Genomic DNA, 18,367 nt, shown 5'->3' with positions numbered 1-18,367 from the left:
CAGAAAAAAACAGGGGCAGCCGAGGCTGCCCCTGTTTACTTTGCTGCGCTGGTTTAGCCGGTGTTGCGCAGGCCCGCTGCCACGCCGTTGATGGACAGGTGGATGCCGCGGTGGACCCGCGCATCTGCCTTGCCCGGTTCGCTCGACAGCGCGCGGTGGCGCTTGATCAGTTCAACCTGCAAGTGGTTGAGCGGATCGAGGTAGGCGAAGCGGTTCTGGATAGAACGGGCCAGCAATGGGTTGCCGGCCAGCCGTTCTGTCGCGCCGGTGATGCTTTGCAGGATGGTCAGCGTATTCGCATGTTCTTCCGTGATGCGGTTGAAGATGCGCTCGCGCAGTTCCTTGTCCTGCACCAGCTCGGCATAACGCGAAGCGATCGCCAGATCGGTCTTGGCCAGCACCATGTCCATATTCGACAGCAGGGTGGCGAAGAACGGCCATTGGCGGAACATGGCTTGCAGCTGGTTCAGGCGCTCGGCCTGATCGCCCTCCGCCACCCATGCGCCGATGGCGCTACCGAAGCCGTACCAGCCCGGCAGCAGCAAACGGCACTGGCCCCACGAGAAGCCCCATGGAATGGCGCGCAGGTCTTCGATACGCTTGGTCGACTTGCGCGACGCCGGGCGCGAACCGAGATTGAGTTCGGCGATTTCGGCGATCGGCGTGGCCGAGAAGAAGTAGTCGGTGAAGCCCGGGGTTTCATACACCAGATTGCGGTAGGCCTTGTAGGCGCGGTCGGAAATCTCGGCCATGATGGCTTCGAACTGGCGCAGCTGCTGGACCTGTGCCGCATCTTCGGTGGCAGGCATCAGGCTCGCTTCCAGCGTGGCCGCTACCAGCAGTTCCAGATTGCGCCGGCCGATGTCCTTGTTGGAGAACTTGGACGCGATGATCTCGCCCTGTTCGGTCAGGCGGATCTGGCCGTTCACGGTGCCATGGGGCTGGGCCAGAATTGCTTCGTAGCTCGGGCCGCCGCCGCGGCCTACCGTACCGCCACGGCCGTGGAACAGGCGCAGCTTGACGCCGGCTTTTTCGAATACTTTGACCAGATGGGTCTCGGCCTTGTACAGCTCCCAGTTGGAAGTGAGGAAGCCGCCATCCTTGTTGGAGTCCGAATAACCGAGCATGACTTCCTGGATCTGGCCCTGCTTGGCGATCAGGGCTTGCACCAGCGGGATGGCCATCACGGCTTCCATGATGCCGGCCGCGCGCTGCAGGTCGGGGATGGTTTCGAACAGCGGGATCACCATCAGGTCGAGTTCCTGTTCGGCGATGCGCAGCAGGCCCATTTCCTTTTGCAGCAGCAGCACTTCCAGCAGGTCGGACACGGTTTCCGTGTGCGAGATGATGTAGTTGCGGATGGCGCGCGAGCCATAGCGGGCACGGATTTCACGCGCTGCACGCAGCACGCCCAGTTCCGAATCGGTTTCGGCCGAGTAGCTGATGTAGGGCGAGTACAGCAGCCGCGGCTGGGCCAGTTCGCCCAGCAGGAAAGCCACTTTGGCGTCTTCGTCCAGTGCCGAGTAGTCGGCCTGGGCGCCGGCTTTGGCCATCATTTCGGCCAGCACGCGCTCGTGGATGTCGGACGACTGGCGCATGTCCAGCGAAGCGAGGTGGAAGCCGAAGATGTCGGCTGCGCGCTTGAGGGTGGACAGGCGCGGCTGCACCAGCACGGCGCCATGGTTGGCGTTGAGCGAGGCGATCAGCACTTGCAGATCGGCGCCGAACTCGGCGGCATTGGCATACGGCTCGGCGTGGCCGACTTCCTTGCGCAGGATGTTGGTCGCACCCAGTGCACGGGCCGTGCTGGCCAGACGGGCATAGATGCCGATCAGGGCGCGGCGATACGGTTCGTCGGCGCGGTGGTCGGACGTATCGGGCGAACGGTCGGCCAGTGCCTGCAGTTCCGGGCTGCAGGCGATCATCAGGGTGGAGACCGACAGCTCGGAACCCAGCGTGTGGGCTTCTTCCAGATAGAAGTCGAGGATGGTGGTGGCCTGACGGGTCAGCGCATGTTCCATGGTGCTGCCGTTGACATTGGGGTTGCCGTCACGGTCGCCGCCTATCCAGCTGCCCATCTGCACATACGGTGCATCGACTGCCTGCCGTTCGCCGTAGTGGCTGGCGATATCGGCTTCGATGTCGTCGTACAGGCCCGGCAGCTCGCGCAGGAAGGTAATGCGGTAGTAGGACAGGGCGTTTTCGATCTCGTCGGCCACGGTCAGCTTGGAGTAGCGCAGCATGCGGGTCTGCCACAGGGTGGCAATGCGGGCGCGCAGCAGGTGCAGATTGGCGGCCTGTTCCTTCGGCGTGAGCGGCAGATCGCGCTCGGCCAGCAGGCGGGCGATATCGTGTTCCGCATCAAGAATCGACTTGCGCTGGACTTCCGTCGGGTGGGCCGTCAGCACGGGCGAAATCAGCGCCTGCTGGAAGAATTCGCCCACGGTTTCAGCTTGCACACCGGCTTTTTTCAGCTTATCGAGCGCAAAGATAACGCTACCTTGCTGGGGCGCAGAACCGGCCAGCAGGTGTGCGCGGCGGCGCCGGATGTGGTGTTGATCTTCGGCAATATTAGCCAGATGGGAGAAGTAGGAAAACGCCCGTACCACGGAAATGGTCTGTTCGCGGGTCAGGATCTTGAGCATGCCATCGAGTTCTTTGGCCGCGCCGGCATCGGCCTCGCGGCGGAAACGCACAGCCGTCTGGCGGATGGTTTCGACCACGGCGTATACCTCTTCGCCTTCCTGGTCACGCAGCACGTCGCCCAGCAGGCGACCTAATAAACGTATGTCTTCTTTGAGTGGAGCATCCTTGTCTGGATTTACTTCTACGCGTGGTACTTCGTCGTTTGCACTAAGTTGTTTTGCCATGTGATAAGCCGCAAAGATATGAAATGTCGGTGCAAAGGCTTGTGGCCCGGTTCTGCAAGAAGGTGAGCATGCTAGAATTTGTGGTCCTTAACATGCGCGAATTAACTGGCCTGCGCCGGTTAGCGTCAGCTACAGCGAAAGAACTGGTTTTGAAAACATCCGAATTGGTCCCAACTCCCCCGTCCCAATTGGTAATCGCCTCGCGCGAGAGCCGTCTTGCCATGTGGCAAGCCGAACACGTTCGCGTGCGCTTGCAGCAATTATATCCTCAGTGCGATGTCAAAATTCTAGGAATGACGACCCGAGGTGATCAAATTTTGGATCGCACCCTGTCCAAAGTGGGTGGCAAGGGCCTGTTTGTGAAAGAGCTCGAGGTCGCCATGGCCGAAGGCCGCGCCGATCTGGCCGTGCATTCGCTCAAGGATGTGCCGATGGAACTGCCCGAGGGTTTCGCGCTGGCCGCCGTGCTGGAACGCGAAGATCCGCGCGACGCTTTCGTCTCCAACGACTACGACTCGCTCGATGCGCTGCCAGCCGGCGCCGTGCTGGGCACCAGCAGTCTGCGCCGTCAGGCCCTGATCGCTGCGCGCTACCCCCATCTGGTGATCAAGCCGCTGCGCGGCAACCTCGATACCCGTCTGGGCAAGCTCGATCGCGGTGAATATGCGGCCATCATACTGGCTGCCGCCGGCCTGAAACGTCTGGGTCTGGCCCAGCGTATCCGGGCCGTGCTGGCGCCGGAAGCCAGTCTGCCAGCTGCAGGGCAGGGCGCCATGGCGATAGAAATCGCCGAACGTGCGGACGGACTGGATCTGCAGGCGCTGCTGGCGCCGCTGAACCACCTGCCGACAGCACAAGCTGTGGCAGCCGAACGCAAGGTGTCGAAAGTCTTCGGCGGCAGCTGTCAGGTGCCGCTGGCGGCGTATGCCACCGTCGATGGTGAGCAGATGCATCTGCGCGCCATGGTGGCGACGCCCGATGGTCTGCGCATGGCCAGTGCCGAAGTCAGTGGTGCTGCCGCCGCGCCGGAAGCACTGGGCCTGCAGGTGGCCGAGCTGCTGAAGGCGCAGGATGCCGTGGATATTCTGTCGTCCTGCCTGAGCGAAGCAGCGCAAGCCGAGGCCGACGCCCGCTCCGCCACGCTGGCGGCACCGGACGCCTGATCCTTCGATGAACGCTACTGTCGCCGGGCCGGGCGACGCCAGCCCGGCTGCCACGTCCGGCGCCACCGTGGTGATCACCCGTCCTGCCGCGCAGGCGCAGCCGCTGGCGTCGCACATCGCCGCGCTGGGCCGGCCGGTGGTCGAATTGCCGCTGCTGGAAATCAGTCCCTTGGCGGAACCGGCAGCCTTGCTGGCGGCGCTGGCGCGCCTGAAGGCGCCCACGCCCGGCTACGCGCTGGTGGCTTTTGTGTCGCCCAATGCCATCGATGCTGCGTTTGCCCATCTCGATCACTGGCCCGCCGGCGTCAGGCTGGCCGTGCTGGGAGAGGGCAGCCGCGCGGCGCTGGCAAAACATGGCATCCGGCCCGGCGAAGTAGATATTGTCAGCCCGGCGGCGGATGTGCCTAGCGATACCGAACACCTGCTGCAGGCGCTCGATCTGCCCGCCCTGCAAGGCCAGCCCGTGCTGATCGTCCGTGGCGAAAGCGGACGCGAACTGATGGCCGACGGCCTGCGCGCAGCCGGTGCCGTGGTGGATGTGGTGCCGGCCTACCGCCGCCAGCTGCCCCAGCTCACGCCCGCGCTGGCTGCGCTGCTGCGCCAGCTGCTGGCCCGACCGTGCGACTGGATCATTACCAGCTCGGAAGCGCTGCGCGGCCTGCTGTCGCTGCTGGCCGAGCTGGACTTGCGCTACCCTGATGCGATGCAGCAGAATGCTGTTGTGTCAATGCAACAACAACATCTGATCATTCCGCATGCCCGAATTGCCGAGACGGCAAAAAATTTGGGTTTTACCCGACTTACGCTGACAGGTTCAGGCGACGAACGTCTGCTGGCCGCGTTACAATCACGCCTATGAACGAAACGCCTACACTCCCCGATCCCGTCGTCCCCGCCGCGCCAGTGGCCGAGACCCCGAACGCGGCGCCGCCGCAGCCTGAGCCTAGCCTGCTCGAAACCGTGCAGCAGCCGCAGACGCTGCTGGTCGGTATCGTGGTGCTGGCCATCCTGCTGGCCGGCCAGACTTGGTCGTCGCACAATCAGGTGCGCAGCCTGCGTGAAGAAATGGCGCGCCGCCTGCAGAAGGGGGATGCCAGCAACGCCGAAACGGGCGCGCTGGTGCGCACCGTGCAGGAAACCAGCAAGGAACTGCAGGCCAAAGTCAGTCTGCTGGAAAGCAAACAGCAGGAAGCCCAGAGCCAGCAACTGGCACTGGAACAGCTGTATCAGGATCTGTCCAAGAACCGCGACGAGTGGGCCCTGACCGAAATCGAACAGGTGCTGTCCACCGCCAGCCAGCAGCTGCAGCTGGCCGGTAACGTGCCGGGCGCGCTGATCGCGCTGCAGAATGCCGACCGCAGCCTGTCGCGCTCCGATAAGCCGCAGTTCATCAGCATCCGCCGCGCCATCGCCAAGGATACCGAGCGCCTGAAAGCGCTGCCTAACGTGGATTCGGTGGGTCTGGCCCTGCGGCTCGATAACGTGATCGCCCAGGTGGATACCCTGCCTATGCTGGCCGACGAAAAACCGACGCTGCCAGCTGCACCGGACAAGAAAACCGCTGCCAAACCAGCCGGCAAGGATGGCAAGGCCGAGGCGAGCGTAACGAGTCCCTGGCTGCAATCGGCCCAGGCCATCTGGCAGGGCTGGAGCAGCGAGATGTGGACTGATGTGCGCCAGCTGATCCGCGTGCGCAGCGTGGAAACCCCGGACGCGCTGATGCTGTCGCCCACCCAGGCGTATTTCCTGCGCGAGAATCTGAAACTGCGTCTGCTCAATGCCCGTATGGCTCTGCTGTCGCGCAACGAAGCGGCCTTCCGCGCCGACCTGATCGCCGCGCAGGATGCGCTGACCAAGTATTTCGATGTGCGCGCCAGATCGACCCAGACGGTACAAGCCATGCTGCGTCAGGTGCAGGGTAACAACCTGACCATCGAGCTGCCAACCCTGTCGGACAGCCTGAACGCCGTGCGTAACTACAAAGCGAAGCCCTAGTCATGCGTTTATTTATCTGGATAGTGTTGCTGATGGCTGCGGCCATCGGTATCGCCGTGACAGCCCGCTTCAACCCGGGCAATGTGGTGCTGTTCTACCCGCCGCACCGTATCGACCTGTCGCTGAACTTCTTTGTGGTGCTGGAAGTGGCGCTGTTTGCGCTGCTGTATGTGCTGATCCGCGCCTTCCGCGCCACCGTGAAAATGCCATCCAAAGTGGCCGCCTACCGTCAGCAGAAGCGCGAGCGTGACGGTAACAAGGGGCTGCGCGAAGCGTTGAAAGCCCTGTTCGAAGGCCGTTTCGGCCATGCCGAAAAAGCGGCCTTGCGCGCTGGCGAACTGGCGGAAAACGCCGGCGTGGCCGCATTGATAGGCGCCCGTGCGGCGCACCGCATGCGGCAGGCGGCGCGGCGTGACCAGTGGCTGGGCAAGATCGCGGACGACAACAGCATGAAAACGGCGCGTCTGATGACGATGACGGAACTGCTGGTGGATGACCATCAGCCGGAAAAAGCGCTGGAAGCCGTACACGAACTCAATGCCAGCGGCACGCGCCACATCCATGCATTGCAGATGTCGCTGAAAGCCCAGCAGCAGGCCAAGAACTGGCCGGAAGTGCTGCGCCTGGTGCGTTCGCTCGATAAACACCATGCGCTGCATCCGGCCCTGTCGGCCCGTCTGCGCGAACTGGCGTATGACGATATGCTGTCCGATGCCGGTCACGATGCCGAATCGCTGCAGCGGGTCTGGTCCACCGTGCCGACCGCCGACCGCATCAAGCCTTACGTGGCCTGCCGTGCTGCCACCGCACTGAATGCGCGCGGTCTGCATGACGAAGCGCGGCTGGTGGCGGAAGAATCGCTGGCCTCCGACTGGGACGAGCGGGTCGTGCGCGCCTACCGCGATGCGGCAGCACCGGCCGGTTCGGCGGCGCTGCTGACCCAGATCGAGCACTGCGAAGGCTGGGTCAACCAGCATCCGGCCGATGCCGAACTGGCGCTGACGCTGGGTTCTCTGTGCCTGAAGCAGAAGCTGTGGGGCAAAGCCCAGCGCTATCTGGAACAGGCGCTGTCCGATGCTACTGAAGCGGGCATGGTGCGCGAATCGCATCTGAAACTGGCGCAGTTGCATGAAGCGCTGGGTCAGGCCGAAGAGGCAGCCAATCATTACCGCCAGTGCGCACTGGCCACCATCCTGTAGTTTTACCGTCATCAGAGGCCGGAAATGCGGTGCTGCGCCGCACAAACGGCCTCTGTTTCGCTATAATGACGCGATCCCCAATTTGTCAGTACACACGAGGAAACCCCCATGAGCTTGAATAAAGTCCCATCCGGCCGCGATCTGCCGAACGATTTCAACGTCATCATCGAAATCCCGATGAATGCCGATCCGATCAAATACGAAGTGGATAAAGAATCGGGCGCGATCTTCGTTGACCGTTTCATGGGCACCGCCATGCACTACCCATGCAACTACGGTTATGTACCGAACACCCTGTCGAAAGACGGCGATCCGGTCGACGTACTGGTGATCACCCCGTTCCCGCTGATCCCTGGCGTGGTCGTGCGCTGCCGTCCTATCGGCGTGCTGAAAATGACCGACGAGTCGGGCGAAGATGCCAAAGTACTGGCTGTGCCAGTCGACAAAGTGCTGCCTATCTACAGCCACTGGCAGAAGCCGGAAGATCTGAACGAACTGCGTCTGCGTCAGATCCAGCACTTCTTCGAGCACTACAAAGATCTGGAAAAAGGCAAATGGGTGAAGATCGACGGCTGGTACGGCGCCGATGAAGCCAAGGCCGAGATCCTCAGCGGTGTGGCCGCCTACAAGGCAGAAAACCCAGAAGCGTAAGCAGTCCTGACGCTTCAAACAGAAAGCCCCGGTTGTTGTGACCGGGGCTTTTTGCTTCCTGCTTACTAGCTCCGTTTATGACGAGCGTTACATGGTCGGCAGAAGGGCGAGCACAGCTTGTTGTTCGTTCAGTTCCTGCTGGAGCTCATCTCTGCAGCTTTCTATGGCTTGCAGGTTATCGCTTGTATTGTGGAGCGAATTCTCTTCACTTTTTAACTGTGCTTCTTTGGTCGCAATTTCGCGTGCCAGATGGACGTCTCGCTCATGGGCAGAAGCGGACAGATCCTTTATTGCATCCACGGTCGCAATGGCCTCCTGCGCTAGCGACGAAACTTGATCCGGATCCGCTTGCGGCGGCATCAGGCGATCAACTACGGTGAGTACAGATAGCAATAATTCGCGTGCCTCGCCGAATGCTGTGGTTGATGGCAATTGCGCCAGTGCCGTTTCCAGATACTGTTTTGCGGCCACCACATCGTCTGCCGTCACCAGTATTGGTGCAAACTGGGCGAGCAATAACTTGCCATTTACCCTATCGAGGTTGGCGAGCACTTCCTGTGGTAATTTTGCTTCATCGGGCAGACGGCTCTGCTTTAACTGCGCTATCTCCAGTTTCAATTTGCTCGCTTGAGCTGCATAGTGCTGGAGATTATTGTTGGCATCTGAAATATGGCTGTTGGTGCTTTCAATGCGCTCTTTTAACTGCAGGATATGCAGATTTTTATCCAGCCGTGCGTGCAGTGCCTGCTCGCCCGTCGCGTTCAAGTGCGCCATCAGCTTTTCTATCTGCGCACGATGTTCTGGGCCGAGCGTAGCGGGTAGTGCATTGCGTAAGCGCCGGACTTCGGATGGCACGCCGATGAATTCGCGCAGATCACCCCATGCACTACGGATCTTGCTGCAGACGTTGCGCAATGGGTTGCGCGCGAAAGTATTCGACTGGCAGTCGTACACTCTTTTTTTCGAGATAGGGCTGCTAAAAGTAATGTTGGAAGGTTCAGTAGAACTGGAAACAACTGGTGTGGAAATATACATGGCGCACTCTTTAAAGGCTGGGAAATAATGACTTACCTATCAAATAGGTAACACTTGCCTTGTAAAGGTTCAGAGAGCAGAGCACCAAGTAGTGCTGGGCGCGGTGTCAGCTGCGATAAGGACTGTGTTCGCCCAGCTCATCGAGGTAGTGGCCGATGGCATCCGTTTCGCGGGCGAGGAAGTCGGCGATAGCATCGGCAAAGCGGGCGTCGGCAATCCAGTGGGCCGACCAGGTCGGAGTAGGGATCAGGCCGCGCGAGATTTTATGCTCGCCCTGTGCGCCGCCTTCGAATCGGGCCAGTCCGTGGGCAATGCAGTAGGCGATGCTCTGCATGTAGCAGGTTTCGAAGTGCAGGCCGGAGATGTATTCTTCGGTGCCCCAGTAGCGCCCGTACATGGTGCCGGCGCCGATCAGATTGAGCGCTGCCGCTACCGGCTGGTCGCCGCGCCGGGCGATGATCAGCAGCAGGCTGTCGGGCTGCTCGCGTAGCAGGCGCTGGAAGAAGTCCAGCGTCAGATAGGGGCGCGAGTAGTGGGCGCGGTAGGTGCCCACGTAGCAGCGGTAGAAAAACGCCAGCATGTCCGCGCTGATGGCGCCGCCGCGCAGGTGCAGAAAGTCGATGCCGGCCTGCGCCACGCGACGCTGGTCCTGCCGCAGCTTTTTGCGCTTGTCCATTTTCAGGCTGGCCAGAAAAGCCTCGAAGTCGGCATAGCCGGCATTCTCCCAGTGGAACTGTACGCCTTCGCGCAGCATGAAGCCGGCCGCGCTCAGGGCGGCGCGGTCTTCCTCGCAGGGGAACAGGATGTGCAGCGAGGAGGTGTCCAGCTGGCGTGCCAGTGCGATGGCCGCTTGCGCCAGCAAAGGACGGTCGGCTGCATCGCGCACCAGCAGGCGCGGGCCGGTAACGGGCGTGAACGGAATGGCGCCCAGCAGCTTGGGGTAGTAGGGCATGCCGTTGCGCTCGAACGCCTGCGCCCAGCCATGGTCGAACACGTACTCGCCGCGGCTATGGCTTTTCAGGTAAAGCGGCATGGCACCCACCAGTTGTCCGGCGCGCCGCATGATCAGATAACGTGGCGCCCAGCCGGTGTCCTCGCTGGCGCAGCCGCTGTCATGCAGGGCGTGCAGAAAAGCGTGGCTGAGCATGGGCTGCTCGCCCGCCAGCGCCTGCCAGTCGGCGGGGACGATCTCGGTCAGGCTGTCGATCAGGCTAAATTCGGCGCTCTGGCTGGCGGCGGTCACGCGCATCTCCGTGCATATACTCAGCCTTTAGTCTAGCCTATCTGGCGGTTGCGCGTTGCCGCAGCACTGATTTTGTCGGCCTTCCTTGCCCATGCGATAATGACTTTTTGCCTGACGGCGCTGTGCGCGAAAGACTTCCATGAGTACCAATTTCCTCAATCTGTATGCCCACGATTTTGCCCGCGTAGCGATCGCTGCGCCGGTGAGCCGCATCGCCGATCCGGCCCATAACGCGGCGCAGACCATCGCGCTGGCGGCGCAGGCAGCCGAGCAGGGCGCAGCGCTGGCGGCCTTCCCCGAACTGGGACTGGCTGGCTATACCTGCGATGACCTGTTCCATCAGCGCGCGCTGCTCGATGGCTGTCTCGATGGACTGGAGCAGATTGTGCTGGCCTCGCAGGAGTGGCGCATGGCGCTGGTGGTGGGCGTGCCGCTACGCGTGGAACATCAGCTCTACAACTGCGCGGTGGTGATCGCCGGCGGGCAGATACAGGGCGTGGTGCCGAAGAGCTACCTGCCCAACTACGGCGAGTTCTATGAAGCGCGCCAGTTCAGCAGCGGCGACTATGCCGTGGCAACGGAAATCGATCTGCTGGGCGAGCGCGTGCAGTTCGGCTCCGGCCTGCTGTTCGAAGTGGCCGATCTGCCGCTGTTCAAATTCCACGTCGAAATCTGCGAGGATGTGTGGGTGCCGATTCCGCCATCATCGTTTGCGGCGCTGGCTGGCGCTACCGTGCTGGTCAATCTGTCGGCCTCGAATGCCCTGGTGGGCAAGGCTAATTACCGCAATCAGCTGGTGTCGCAGCAATCGGCGCGCTGTATCGCCGCCTATCTGTACACCTCGGCGGGCGAAGGCGAATCGACCACGGATCTGGCGTGGGACGGGCAGGGCGTGATTTGCGAAAACGGCGAACTGCTGGCCGAAGCGCAGCGCTACAGCGACACGGCCACGCTGACTTTTGCCGATATCGATCTGGAGCGCCTGTCGCGCGAGCGCATGCGCATGAACACTTACGCGCAGTCGGTGCAGCGCCACGCGGCGGAAGTAAATAAATTCCGTACCGTGTTTTTCCAGCTCGACATCGACCAGAGCGCCACGCTGCCGCTCAAGCGCCACATCGAACGCTTCCCCTATGTGCCGTCCGACAGCCGCCGCCGCGACGAGCGCTGCAACGAGGTCTATAACATACAGGTACAGGCACTGGCCCAGCGGCTCAAGTCCAGCGGTTTGAAAAAAATCGTGATCGGCGTCTCGGGCGGACTCGATTCCACCCATGCGCTGCTGGTGTGTGCGCGGGTGATGGATAAACTGGGCCTGCCGCGTACCAATATTCTGGCCTACACCATGCCGGGCTTCGCCACCAGCGAACGCACGCTCAAGCAGGCGCACGCGCTGATGAAACTGGTGGGCTGCGCAGCCAGGGAAATCGATATCCGCCCCAGCTGCCAGCAGATGCTGCAGGATCTCGAACATCCCTTCATCAACGGCCAGCCGCAATACGACATCACGTTCGAGAACGTGCAGGCGGGCGAGCGCACCAATCACCTGTTCCGTCTGGCCAATCACCACCATGCCATCGTTTGCGGCACGGGTGACCTGAGCGAACTGGCGCTGGGCTGGTGCACCTATGGCGTGGGCGACCATATGTCGCACTACAACGTCAACGCCAGCGTGCCCAAGACCCTGATCTCGCATCTGGTGCGCTGGGTGGCCGAATCGGGCGTGATCGGGCGCAGCGATGCACAGGTGCTGCTCGATATTCTGGCGACGGAAATCAGTCCGGAACTGGTGCCCGGCACGGCGGGCGGCCAGCCCGAGCAGCGCACGGAAAGCACCATAGGCCCATACGAACTGCAGGATTTCCACCTGTACTATGTGCTGCGCTTCGGTTTCCGCCCTTCCAAGGTGGCTTTCCTGGCGCTGGCCGCCTGGCAGGACAAGACGCGCGGACGCTGGCCGGACGGCGATCACGTCACCCGCAACCAGTATGATCTGGTGGCGATCAAGCAGTATCTGGGCATTTTCCTCGACCGCTTCTTCCGCACCAGCCAGTTCAAGCGCAGCTGCGTGCCGAATGCGCCCAAGGTGGGTAGTGGCGGTTCGCTCTCGCCACGGGGCGACTGGCGTGCCCCCAGCGATAGCCAGAGTGTGGTGTGGATGGAAGAATTGCGCGCCATTCCGGTGCAGGACGCCAGCATTTAAACGATGTTCACGTCGGATCGCAGCGCGCGGGGTACAATATGCGCAAGCGCTAGAGGCATGCCCGGCACCAGATTCTCGATAGATATAACGAAGGAGTAGTGATGAAACAGATTACCGCTGTGATCAAGCCGTTCAAACTGGACGAGGTGCGCGAAGCACTGGCTGAAGTCAATGTCACCGGCCTGACCGTGACCGAAGTAAAAGGTTTTGGCCGTCAGAAAGGCCACACCGAGCTGTATCGCGGTGCCGAGTATGTGGTCGATTTTCTGCCGAAAGTAAAAGTCGAAGTGGTGGTGGACGATGATGTGGCCGAGCAGGTGGTCGATGCCATCATCAAGGCGGCCCGTACCGGCAAAATCGGCGATGGTAAGATCTTCGTGCAGAACGTGGAACAGGTGATCCGTATCCGTACCGGCGAAACCGGCGCCGACGCCGTCTAAATTCGCCCACTTGCGCCGTATAGAAAAATGCCGCTGATGCGGCATTTTTTTTCGCATATCGATGTTTGGTTATATTAGTTCGAATTTACTATGTAGATTAGTAATATAGACACACCATTATTCCAAGAAGAAAGTGTGTCATGTCCCTACGCTCGAATCTGCTCATCCTGTCTCTGCTGGCTGCCAGCGCCTCTGCCGGTGCGGCCCCCAGTGTCTATCCTACCGGCGTCACCCGCTACGATCCGGCGCTTGCGCATAACCAGTATGTGATCTTTAGCGGTCAGGACCAGAAGACCCATCTGATCGATATGAACGGCAATGAAGTGCAGCGCTGGGACGCCGAGGGTTTCCCGCCGGTGCTGCTCGATCCCGCTCTGACGGGTGGCCAGCGCGGCCATGTGCTGGTGCAGCTGGCCAGTGCTGCCGGCACCAGCAACGAAGGCAATGGCCTGCGTAACCAGTCCATCGGCGAGCTGGACTGGCAGGGCCGCGTGGTCTGGCAATGGGGCTCGGCCGGCGCGGCGCAGGACGCCTATGCCGCGCCAGTAGAAGGCAAGTCCGCGCAGGTGCCGGGCGGCAGCGCCAAGCAGCACCACGACTGGCGCCGTCTGGCCAACGGTAACACGCTGGTGCTGGCGAATCTGCTCCATCCGGTCAGCGGTTTTACTGCGCCGCAGGTGCTCGATGACGTGGTCTACGAAGTGACGCCGCAAGGCCAGATCGTGTGGCAGTGGGTCGCCGCCGAGCATCTGCAGGAATTCGGCTTTAGCCCGGCGTCGCTGAAACTGGTGCAGGGCGGCCATTCGCCGCGCGGCAAGGCAGCGCCTTATGACTTCCTGCATGTGAACAATCTCTCCGTGCTGGGGCCGAATCGCTGGTTCGATGCCGGCGACCAGCGCTTCCACCCCGATAATTTGATGATCGATGCGCGCGAGGCCAATTTCATCGCCATCATCGATAAGCACAGCGGCAAGGTGGTGTGGCGGCTGGGACCGGACTATCCGGCACAGCTGCGCATACCGCAGCCGCTGCCGCGCAAGGTCGATCAGATCGCCGGCCAGCACGATGCCCATCTGATCGAACCGGGCCTGCCCGGCGCCGGCAACCTGCTGGTGTTCGACAATCAGGGCGAAGCCGGCTATCCGCGTGTGAGCGTGGGCGTGCAGCCGCGTTCGCGCGTACTGGAGATCGATCCGGTCAGCCAAGAGATCGTATGGGAATACACGGGCCGCGATTCCAATCTGCCGGACTGGGGGTTCTACAGCTCGTTTATCAGCAGCGCGCGCCGTCTGCCCAACGGAAATACTCTGATCGACGAAGGCACCAGTGGCCGCATCTTCCAGGTCACCCCCAAGGGCGACATTGCGTGGGAATACATCAGCCCCTATTTTGCCCAGACGCCTGTAGCCGGTGCAGGCAAGGCCGTGCGCAGTAACTGGGTGTATCGCGCCCAGCCTGTGCCTTACCACTGGGTGCCTGAGGGCACGCCGCGCTCCGAACAGGCGGTGATCCCGCCAGAACCGGCCAGCTATCGCGTCGCCGCCCACTAGTCAGCGCGCCACCTCTTTCGTATCTACCGTTCCCACCCGCGCTCACGCGGGCGGGCAGGGCGGCTGTCGCCCGTAATTTTTGAACAGGATTTGTTATGCAACAGAAGAAACTCGTGGTGGCACTGGCTGCCGTTTATGGATTAGGCTGGACCGTGCTGGCGCAGGCCAGTCCGGCGGAGCTGGCGGTAGCGACGGCGGCAGCCAGCAGCGCGGCACTGGCGGCCGGCGCGGAAGCGGATGCGGCTCCGGCAGCAGAAGCAGCGCTGGTCGCCGAGGCAGCAGAGACGGGCGGCGCCGCCACGGCTGCGGCAGATGCCTCGCTTGATGTGATCGCCCGTGTGACCGTATCGGCGCGGCGCCGGGTGGAGTCGTCGCAGAGCGTACCGACCACCCTGAGCGTGCTCGATAGCAGCGCGCTGGAAGGTAACCGCGTCTATCGCGTGCAGGACCTGCAGCAGCTGCTGCCTAGTACCACGGTCAATTATGTGCATGCGCGCCAGATGAGTTTTGCCGTGCGCGGTCTGGGCAATAATCCGGCCAGCGACGGGCTGGAAGGCAGCGTGGGCGTGTATCTCGATAACGTCTATCTGGCCCGGCCCGGCATGGCGGCCTTCGATGCGCTCGATATCCAGCAGCTGGAATTGCTGCGCGGGCCGCAGGGCACGCTGTTCGGCAAGAACACCACGGCCGGCGTGCTCAATATCACCAGCAAGCAGCCGACCTACCGCAGCGAGAATAGCGCCCAGCTGTCGCTGGGCCAGCAAGGCTATGTGCAGGGCAAGGCGGTGCTGTCGGGCGCCTTCTCGGACACGGCGGCAGGCCGCATCGCGCTGTATAAAACCCACGAAGACGGCTACATCACCAACCTCCACACGGGCGGCAAGGTGCAGGGCGGCGACCGCGATGGCGTGCGGGCGCAAGTACTGCTGGAACCGGATGCAAACTTTAGCGCGCGCCTGATCGCCGATTACAACCGCGAAGATTCGAATAACGGCACGCTGGTGTTCTACAACGCCGGCCCTAGCGGCAAATTCCTCACCCAGGCGGCGGCGGTGGGCGGCCATCCGGTGACCGATCCATCACTGCGGCAAGTGAATCTGGATAACGGCTCGCATGTGGAGGTGCATCAGGGCGGCGTGTCGGGTGAGCTGAACTGGAAGCTGGCCAATGATTACAAGCTCACCTCCATCAGTGCGGCGCGCTTCTGGAACTTTACGCCGCATAACGACGACGGGCTGGAAGTGCCCGTCACGCTGAATGTGGGCTCGGCTGCGCGCCACCGCCAGTTCACGCAGGAGCTGCGGCTGGCCACGCCGCTGGGCCAGACTGTGGAATCGGTATTCGGTGCGTATTACTACTACCAGAATCTGGACAACATCAACTTCACCTACAACGGTCCGCTGGCCGACAAGTTCAATGGCACGCCGGCTGGCGCATGGAGCAATGTCACCAGCATAGGCAATGGCCATTTGCGCGTGAACAGCTACGCGCTGTTCGGCCAGAGTATCTGGCATATCGATCCGCTGTGGGATCTGACGGGCGGCGTGCGCGCCACCTACGAAGACAAGCTGGCGCAGGTGACGCGCGATGCACCGTATGGCGGTGTGGCGGTGTCGGGCGCGGCGCTGGCTTCGCGCAATGCCCGCTTCGGCGCGTACAACTCGGGCGAGGTGTACTTGAACAAGCTCAGTCCCTCGGCATTGCTGACGCTGGCCTACAAGGTCGATACCGATGTGCTGGCGTTTGCCAGCGCTTCGCACGGCGAGAAGTCGGGCGGCATCAATCTGTCCGTGCCCGGTGCTGCTGGCGTCTCCTCACTCAAGGTGAATAACGAGAAGGCCAACAATCTGGAACTGGGCGTGAAGAGCAATCTGCTGGGCCGCCGTGTACAGCTTAATGCCAGCCTGTTCTGGAACGATGTGTCGGGCTATCAGAGCAATGCCTATGATCCCGTCAGCGCCACCTCCTACCTGACCAATGCCGGCACCGTGCGTAGCCGCGGGCTGGAGCTCGATAGCAGCGTGGTGCTGGCGCACGGCTTCACGCTGAGCGCAAACGGTTCGTTCAATGACGTCAAGTACAAGGAGTACAAGAACGCGCCATGCCCGCCGGAGCGTAACGGCAGCTTCTGCGATCTGTCCGGCCGCGCTGCGCTGGTCAATGCACCGCGCTGGATAGGCAATCTGGCGGCGCAGTATGCCACCGCCGTGGCAGCTAACGTAGAAGCCTATGGCAACATCAACTACGCCTACCGCAGCAGCACCTACGGCACACTCGATGCGTCCGAATACTCGCGCATTCCTGCCTACAGCCTGACCAATCTGTCGGCGGGCGTGAAGCTGCGTCAGGGCAGTACCCGCTGGGATGTGTCGCTGTGGGCCAAGAACCTGTTCGACAAGCAGTACTACACCAGTATGTGGAACACCAGCCCGGGCGCCTATAACACGGTGATCGGCACGCCGCGCCAGATCGGCCTGACCGCCCGCGCAGATTTTTAAGGAGCAGCAGCATGACCAGTATCCGTCGCCGCAATTTACTCAAAACCCTGCCTGCGCTGGCGCTGGCCGGTGCGCTACCGCGCGCACTGGCGGCTAAAACGCAGCCGCCGAATATTCTCTTCATACTGGCCGACGATCTCGGCCACGCCGATCTGGGCGTGTATGGCCAGACCGACTTCCGCACGCCCCATATCGACCGGCTGGCGGCACAAGGCCTGCGCTTTACCCAGGCGTATGCCAACTCGGCCGTGTGCTCGGCCACCCGCTTTGCCCTGATTACGGGGCGCTACCAGTACCGCCTGCGCGGCGGACTGGAAGAACCGATCGCCGGCGCTTCCGACACCATAGGTCTGCCGCCCAGCCATCCGACCTTGCCGTCACTGCTGAAACAGCAGGGCTATGGCACGGCGCTGATCGGCAAATGGCATCTGGGCTATCTGCCCACCTTCGGTCCGCTGAAAAGCGGCTACGACAGCTTTTTCGGTAACTATGGCGGCGCCATCGACTATTTCACCCATAAGCCCGGGGTAGGGCCGCTGGTGAAAGAAGACCTGTACGAAGGCGAAGTGCCGGTGCACCAGATCGGCTACTACACCGACCTGCTCGGTGCCCGCGCGGTCGATTACGTGCGCGCCCAGCGGCCGGGCCAGCCCTTCCTGCTGTCGCTGCACTACACGGCGCCGCACTGGCCGTGGGAAGGGCCGGATGACGAGGCCGTGTCGCGCGATATCAGCAACATCTTCCACTACGATGGCGGCGATCTGGCTACCTACGGCCGCATGGTGGAAGCGCTCGATGCTTCCATCGGCCGCGTGCTCAAGGCGCTGGACGAGCAGGGGCTGGCCGATAACACCATCGTGATCTTCACCAGCGACAATGGCGGCGAGCGCTTCTCCAGAACCTGGCCGCTGACGGGGCAGAAAACCGAATTGCTGGAGGGCGGCATACGGGTGCCGGCCATCGTGCGCTGGCCCGCGCAGATCAAGCCGGGGCAGGTGAGCGATCAGGTGGCTATCAGCATGGACTGGCTGCCCACCTTGCTGGCAGCAGCCGGCGGCGCGCCCGATCCGGCCTATCCCAGCGACGGGCAGAATCTGCTGCCGCAGTTGCTGGGGCAGGCAGCGGTCCAGCCGCGTACGCTGTTATGGCGCTACAAGGCCAATGCCCAGCGGGCCATACGTTCCGGTAACTGGAAATATCTGCGCATAGGGGGCAATGAATTCCTGTTTGATGTTGTAAAAGACCAACGAGAACGCGCCAACTTGGTGCAACGCCATCCTGCTATTTTCAAACAGCTGAAAGCGCAATGGGAAAGCTGGAATAAAGACATGCTGCCGATCACGGCAGATGTACGCACCCATGGTGTATCAGGTCAAATACAGGCAGATCGCTATGGGATCAAAGCGGTTGATGGAAAGATTGAGGATTAGTTACTAATTGTTACAAGTGCCCGGTACTATTAGCTCAGAAAAATTAGTTTTTCGGTAAGTAAATTTGTAACTGTTGTTTATTTGTGAATT

Annotated in this window: 13 protein-coding genes; 10 read left to right on the top strand and 3 right to left on the bottom strand. The window is 61.7% G+C overall.

Features of this window, described 5'->3' with window-relative positions:
* Window positions 1–53: 53 nt before the first annotated feature.
* Window positions 54–2,870, bottom strand: coding sequence for a phosphoenolpyruvate carboxylase (gene ppc, locus GTP27_RS02345; protein WP_161037549.1), 2,817 nt, complete (start codon window positions 2,868–2,870; stop codon window positions 54–56).
* 149 nt (window positions 2,871–3,019) lie between these two features.
* Here ppc and hemC point away from each other — a divergent pair, with 149 nt between their 5' ends.
* The 5 genes from hemC to ppa all read left to right on the top strand — a co-directional run bounded on the left by hemC (window position 3,020) and on the right by ppa (window position 7,878).
* Window positions 3,020–4,033 carry a hydroxymethylbilane synthase gene (gene hemC, locus GTP27_RS02340; protein WP_371865880.1) on the top strand — a complete coding sequence of 338 codons (1,014 nt, stop codon included), beginning with the start codon at window positions 3,020–3,022 and terminating at the stop codon, window positions 4,031–4,033.
* 7 nt (window positions 4,034–4,040) lie between these two features.
* Window positions 4,041–4,892, top strand: a complete 852-nt coding sequence (locus GTP27_RS02335) for a uroporphyrinogen-III synthase (protein ID WP_161037547.1) — start codon at window positions 4,041–4,043, stop codon at window positions 4,890–4,892.
* Window positions 4,889–6,028: a uroporphyrinogen-III C-methyltransferase gene (locus GTP27_RS02330; RefSeq protein ID WP_161037546.1), complete on the top strand. Its 1,140-nt coding sequence runs from the start codon at window positions 4,889–4,891 to the stop codon at window positions 6,026–6,028. Before GTP27_RS02335 ends, GTP27_RS02330 begins: the two co-directional genes overlap by 4 nt.
* Window positions 6,029–6,030: 2 nt before the next feature.
* The gene (locus tag GTP27_RS02325) at window positions 6,031–7,227 is read left to right on the top strand and encodes a heme biosynthesis protein HemY (RefSeq protein WP_161037545.1); all 1,197 of its coding nucleotides are present in this window, start codon (window positions 6,031–6,033) and stop codon (window positions 7,225–7,227) included.
* Window positions 7,228–7,335: 108 nt separating this feature from the next.
* On the top strand, window positions 7,336–7,878 hold the full coding sequence (gene ppa / locus GTP27_RS02320) for an inorganic diphosphatase (protein WP_155433559.1): 543 nt from the start codon (window positions 7,336–7,338) through the stop codon (window positions 7,876–7,878).
* A gap of 87 nt (window positions 7,879–7,965) precedes the next feature.
* On the opposite strand, the gene GTP27_RS02315 is transcribed toward ppa, so the two are convergent.
* Together GTP27_RS02315 and GTP27_RS02310 are read right to left on the bottom strand one after the other, a co-directional pair.
* Window positions 7,966–8,913: a hypothetical protein gene (locus GTP27_RS02315; RefSeq protein ID WP_161037544.1), complete on the bottom strand. Its 948-nt coding sequence runs from the start codon at window positions 8,911–8,913 to the stop codon at window positions 7,966–7,968.
* A gap of 106 nt (window positions 8,914–9,019) precedes the next feature.
* Window positions 9,020–10,162 (bottom strand): GNAT family N-acetyltransferase, encoded by a 1,143-nt coding sequence (locus GTP27_RS02310; RefSeq protein ID WP_161037543.1) that lies wholly within the window; start codon window positions 10,160–10,162, stop codon window positions 9,020–9,022.
* 133 nt (window positions 10,163–10,295) lie between these two features.
* Between GTP27_RS02310 and GTP27_RS02305 the strand changes: the two genes are divergently transcribed.
* The 5 genes from GTP27_RS02305 (at window position 10,296) to GTP27_RS02285 (ending at window position 18,277) form a co-directional block, all read left to right on the top strand.
* Complete coding sequence (locus GTP27_RS02305) at window positions 10,296–12,359, top strand: NAD(+) synthase (protein WP_161037542.1); 2,064 nt, start codon at window positions 10,296–10,298, stop codon at window positions 12,357–12,359.
* A 101-nt stretch (window positions 12,360–12,460) separates the two neighbouring features.
* On the top strand, window positions 12,461–12,799 hold the full coding sequence (locus GTP27_RS02300; protein WP_161037541.1) for a P-II family nitrogen regulator: 339 nt from the start codon (window positions 12,461–12,463) through the stop codon (window positions 12,797–12,799).
* Window positions 12,800–12,939: 140 nt separating this feature from the next.
* Window positions 12,940–14,349 carry an arylsulfotransferase family protein gene (locus GTP27_RS02295; RefSeq protein WP_161037540.1) on the top strand — a complete coding sequence of 470 codons (1,410 nt, stop codon included), beginning with the start codon at window positions 12,940–12,942 and terminating at the stop codon, window positions 14,347–14,349.
* 95 nt (window positions 14,350–14,444) lie between these two features.
* Window positions 14,445–16,847, top strand: coding sequence for a TonB-dependent receptor (locus GTP27_RS02290; protein WP_161037539.1), 2,403 nt, complete (start codon window positions 14,445–14,447; stop codon window positions 16,845–16,847).
* A gap of 11 nt (window positions 16,848–16,858) precedes the next feature.
* Window positions 16,859–18,277 carry a sulfatase family protein gene (locus tag GTP27_RS02285; protein WP_161037538.1) on the top strand — a complete coding sequence of 473 codons (1,419 nt, stop codon included), beginning with the start codon at window positions 16,859–16,861 and terminating at the stop codon, window positions 18,275–18,277.
* Window positions 18,278–18,367 lie beyond the last annotated feature (90 nt).

This window comes from Duganella qianjiadongensis (assembly GCF_009857915.1).
GTDB classification, from domain to species: domain Bacteria; phylum Pseudomonadota; class Gammaproteobacteria; order Burkholderiales; family Burkholderiaceae_D; genus Rugamonas; species Rugamonas qianjiadongensis.
This window is presented reverse-complemented; position numbering and strand designations above follow the sequence as displayed.

Excerpts from the sequence above, each read along its gene's own strand:
- GTP27_RS02335 (WP_161037547.1), top strand. The coding sequence starts at position 4,041 with ATGAACGCTACTGTCGCCGGGCCGGGCGACGCCAGCCCGGCTGCCACG.
- GTP27_RS02290 (WP_161037539.1), top strand. The coding sequence starts at position 14,445 with ATGCAACAGAAGAAACTCGTGGTGGCACTGGCTGCCGTTTATGGATTA.
- GTP27_RS02330 (WP_161037546.1), top strand. The coding sequence starts at position 4,889 with ATGAACGAAACGCCTACACTCCCCGATCCCGTCGTCCCCGCCGCGCCA.
- GTP27_RS02295 (WP_161037540.1), top strand. The coding sequence starts at position 12,940 with ATGTCCCTACGCTCGAATCTGCTCATCCTGTCTCTGCTGGCTGCCAGC.
- GTP27_RS02310 (WP_161037543.1), bottom strand. The coding sequence starts at position 10,162 with ATGCGCGTGACCGCCGCCAGCCAGAGCGCCGAATTTAGCCTGATCGAC.
- GTP27_RS02325 (WP_161037545.1), top strand. The coding sequence starts at position 6,031 with ATGCGTTTATTTATCTGGATAGTGTTGCTGATGGCTGCGGCCATCGGT.
- ppc (WP_161037549.1), bottom strand. The coding sequence starts at position 2,870 with ATGGCAAAACAACTTAGTGCAAACGACGAAGTACCACGCGTAGAAGTA.
- GTP27_RS02285 (WP_161037538.1), top strand. The coding sequence starts at position 16,859 with ATGACCAGTATCCGTCGCCGCAATTTACTCAAAACCCTGCCTGCGCTG.
- GTP27_RS02305 (WP_161037542.1), top strand. The coding sequence starts at position 10,296 with ATGAGTACCAATTTCCTCAATCTGTATGCCCACGATTTTGCCCGCGTA.
- ppa (WP_155433559.1), top strand. The coding sequence starts at position 7,336 with ATGAGCTTGAATAAAGTCCCATCCGGCCGCGATCTGCCGAACGATTTC.
- GTP27_RS02315 (WP_161037544.1), bottom strand. The coding sequence starts at position 8,913 with ATGTATATTTCCACACCAGTTGTTTCCAGTTCTACTGAACCTTCCAAC.
- GTP27_RS02300 (WP_161037541.1), top strand. The coding sequence starts at position 12,461 with ATGAAACAGATTACCGCTGTGATCAAGCCGTTCAAACTGGACGAGGTG.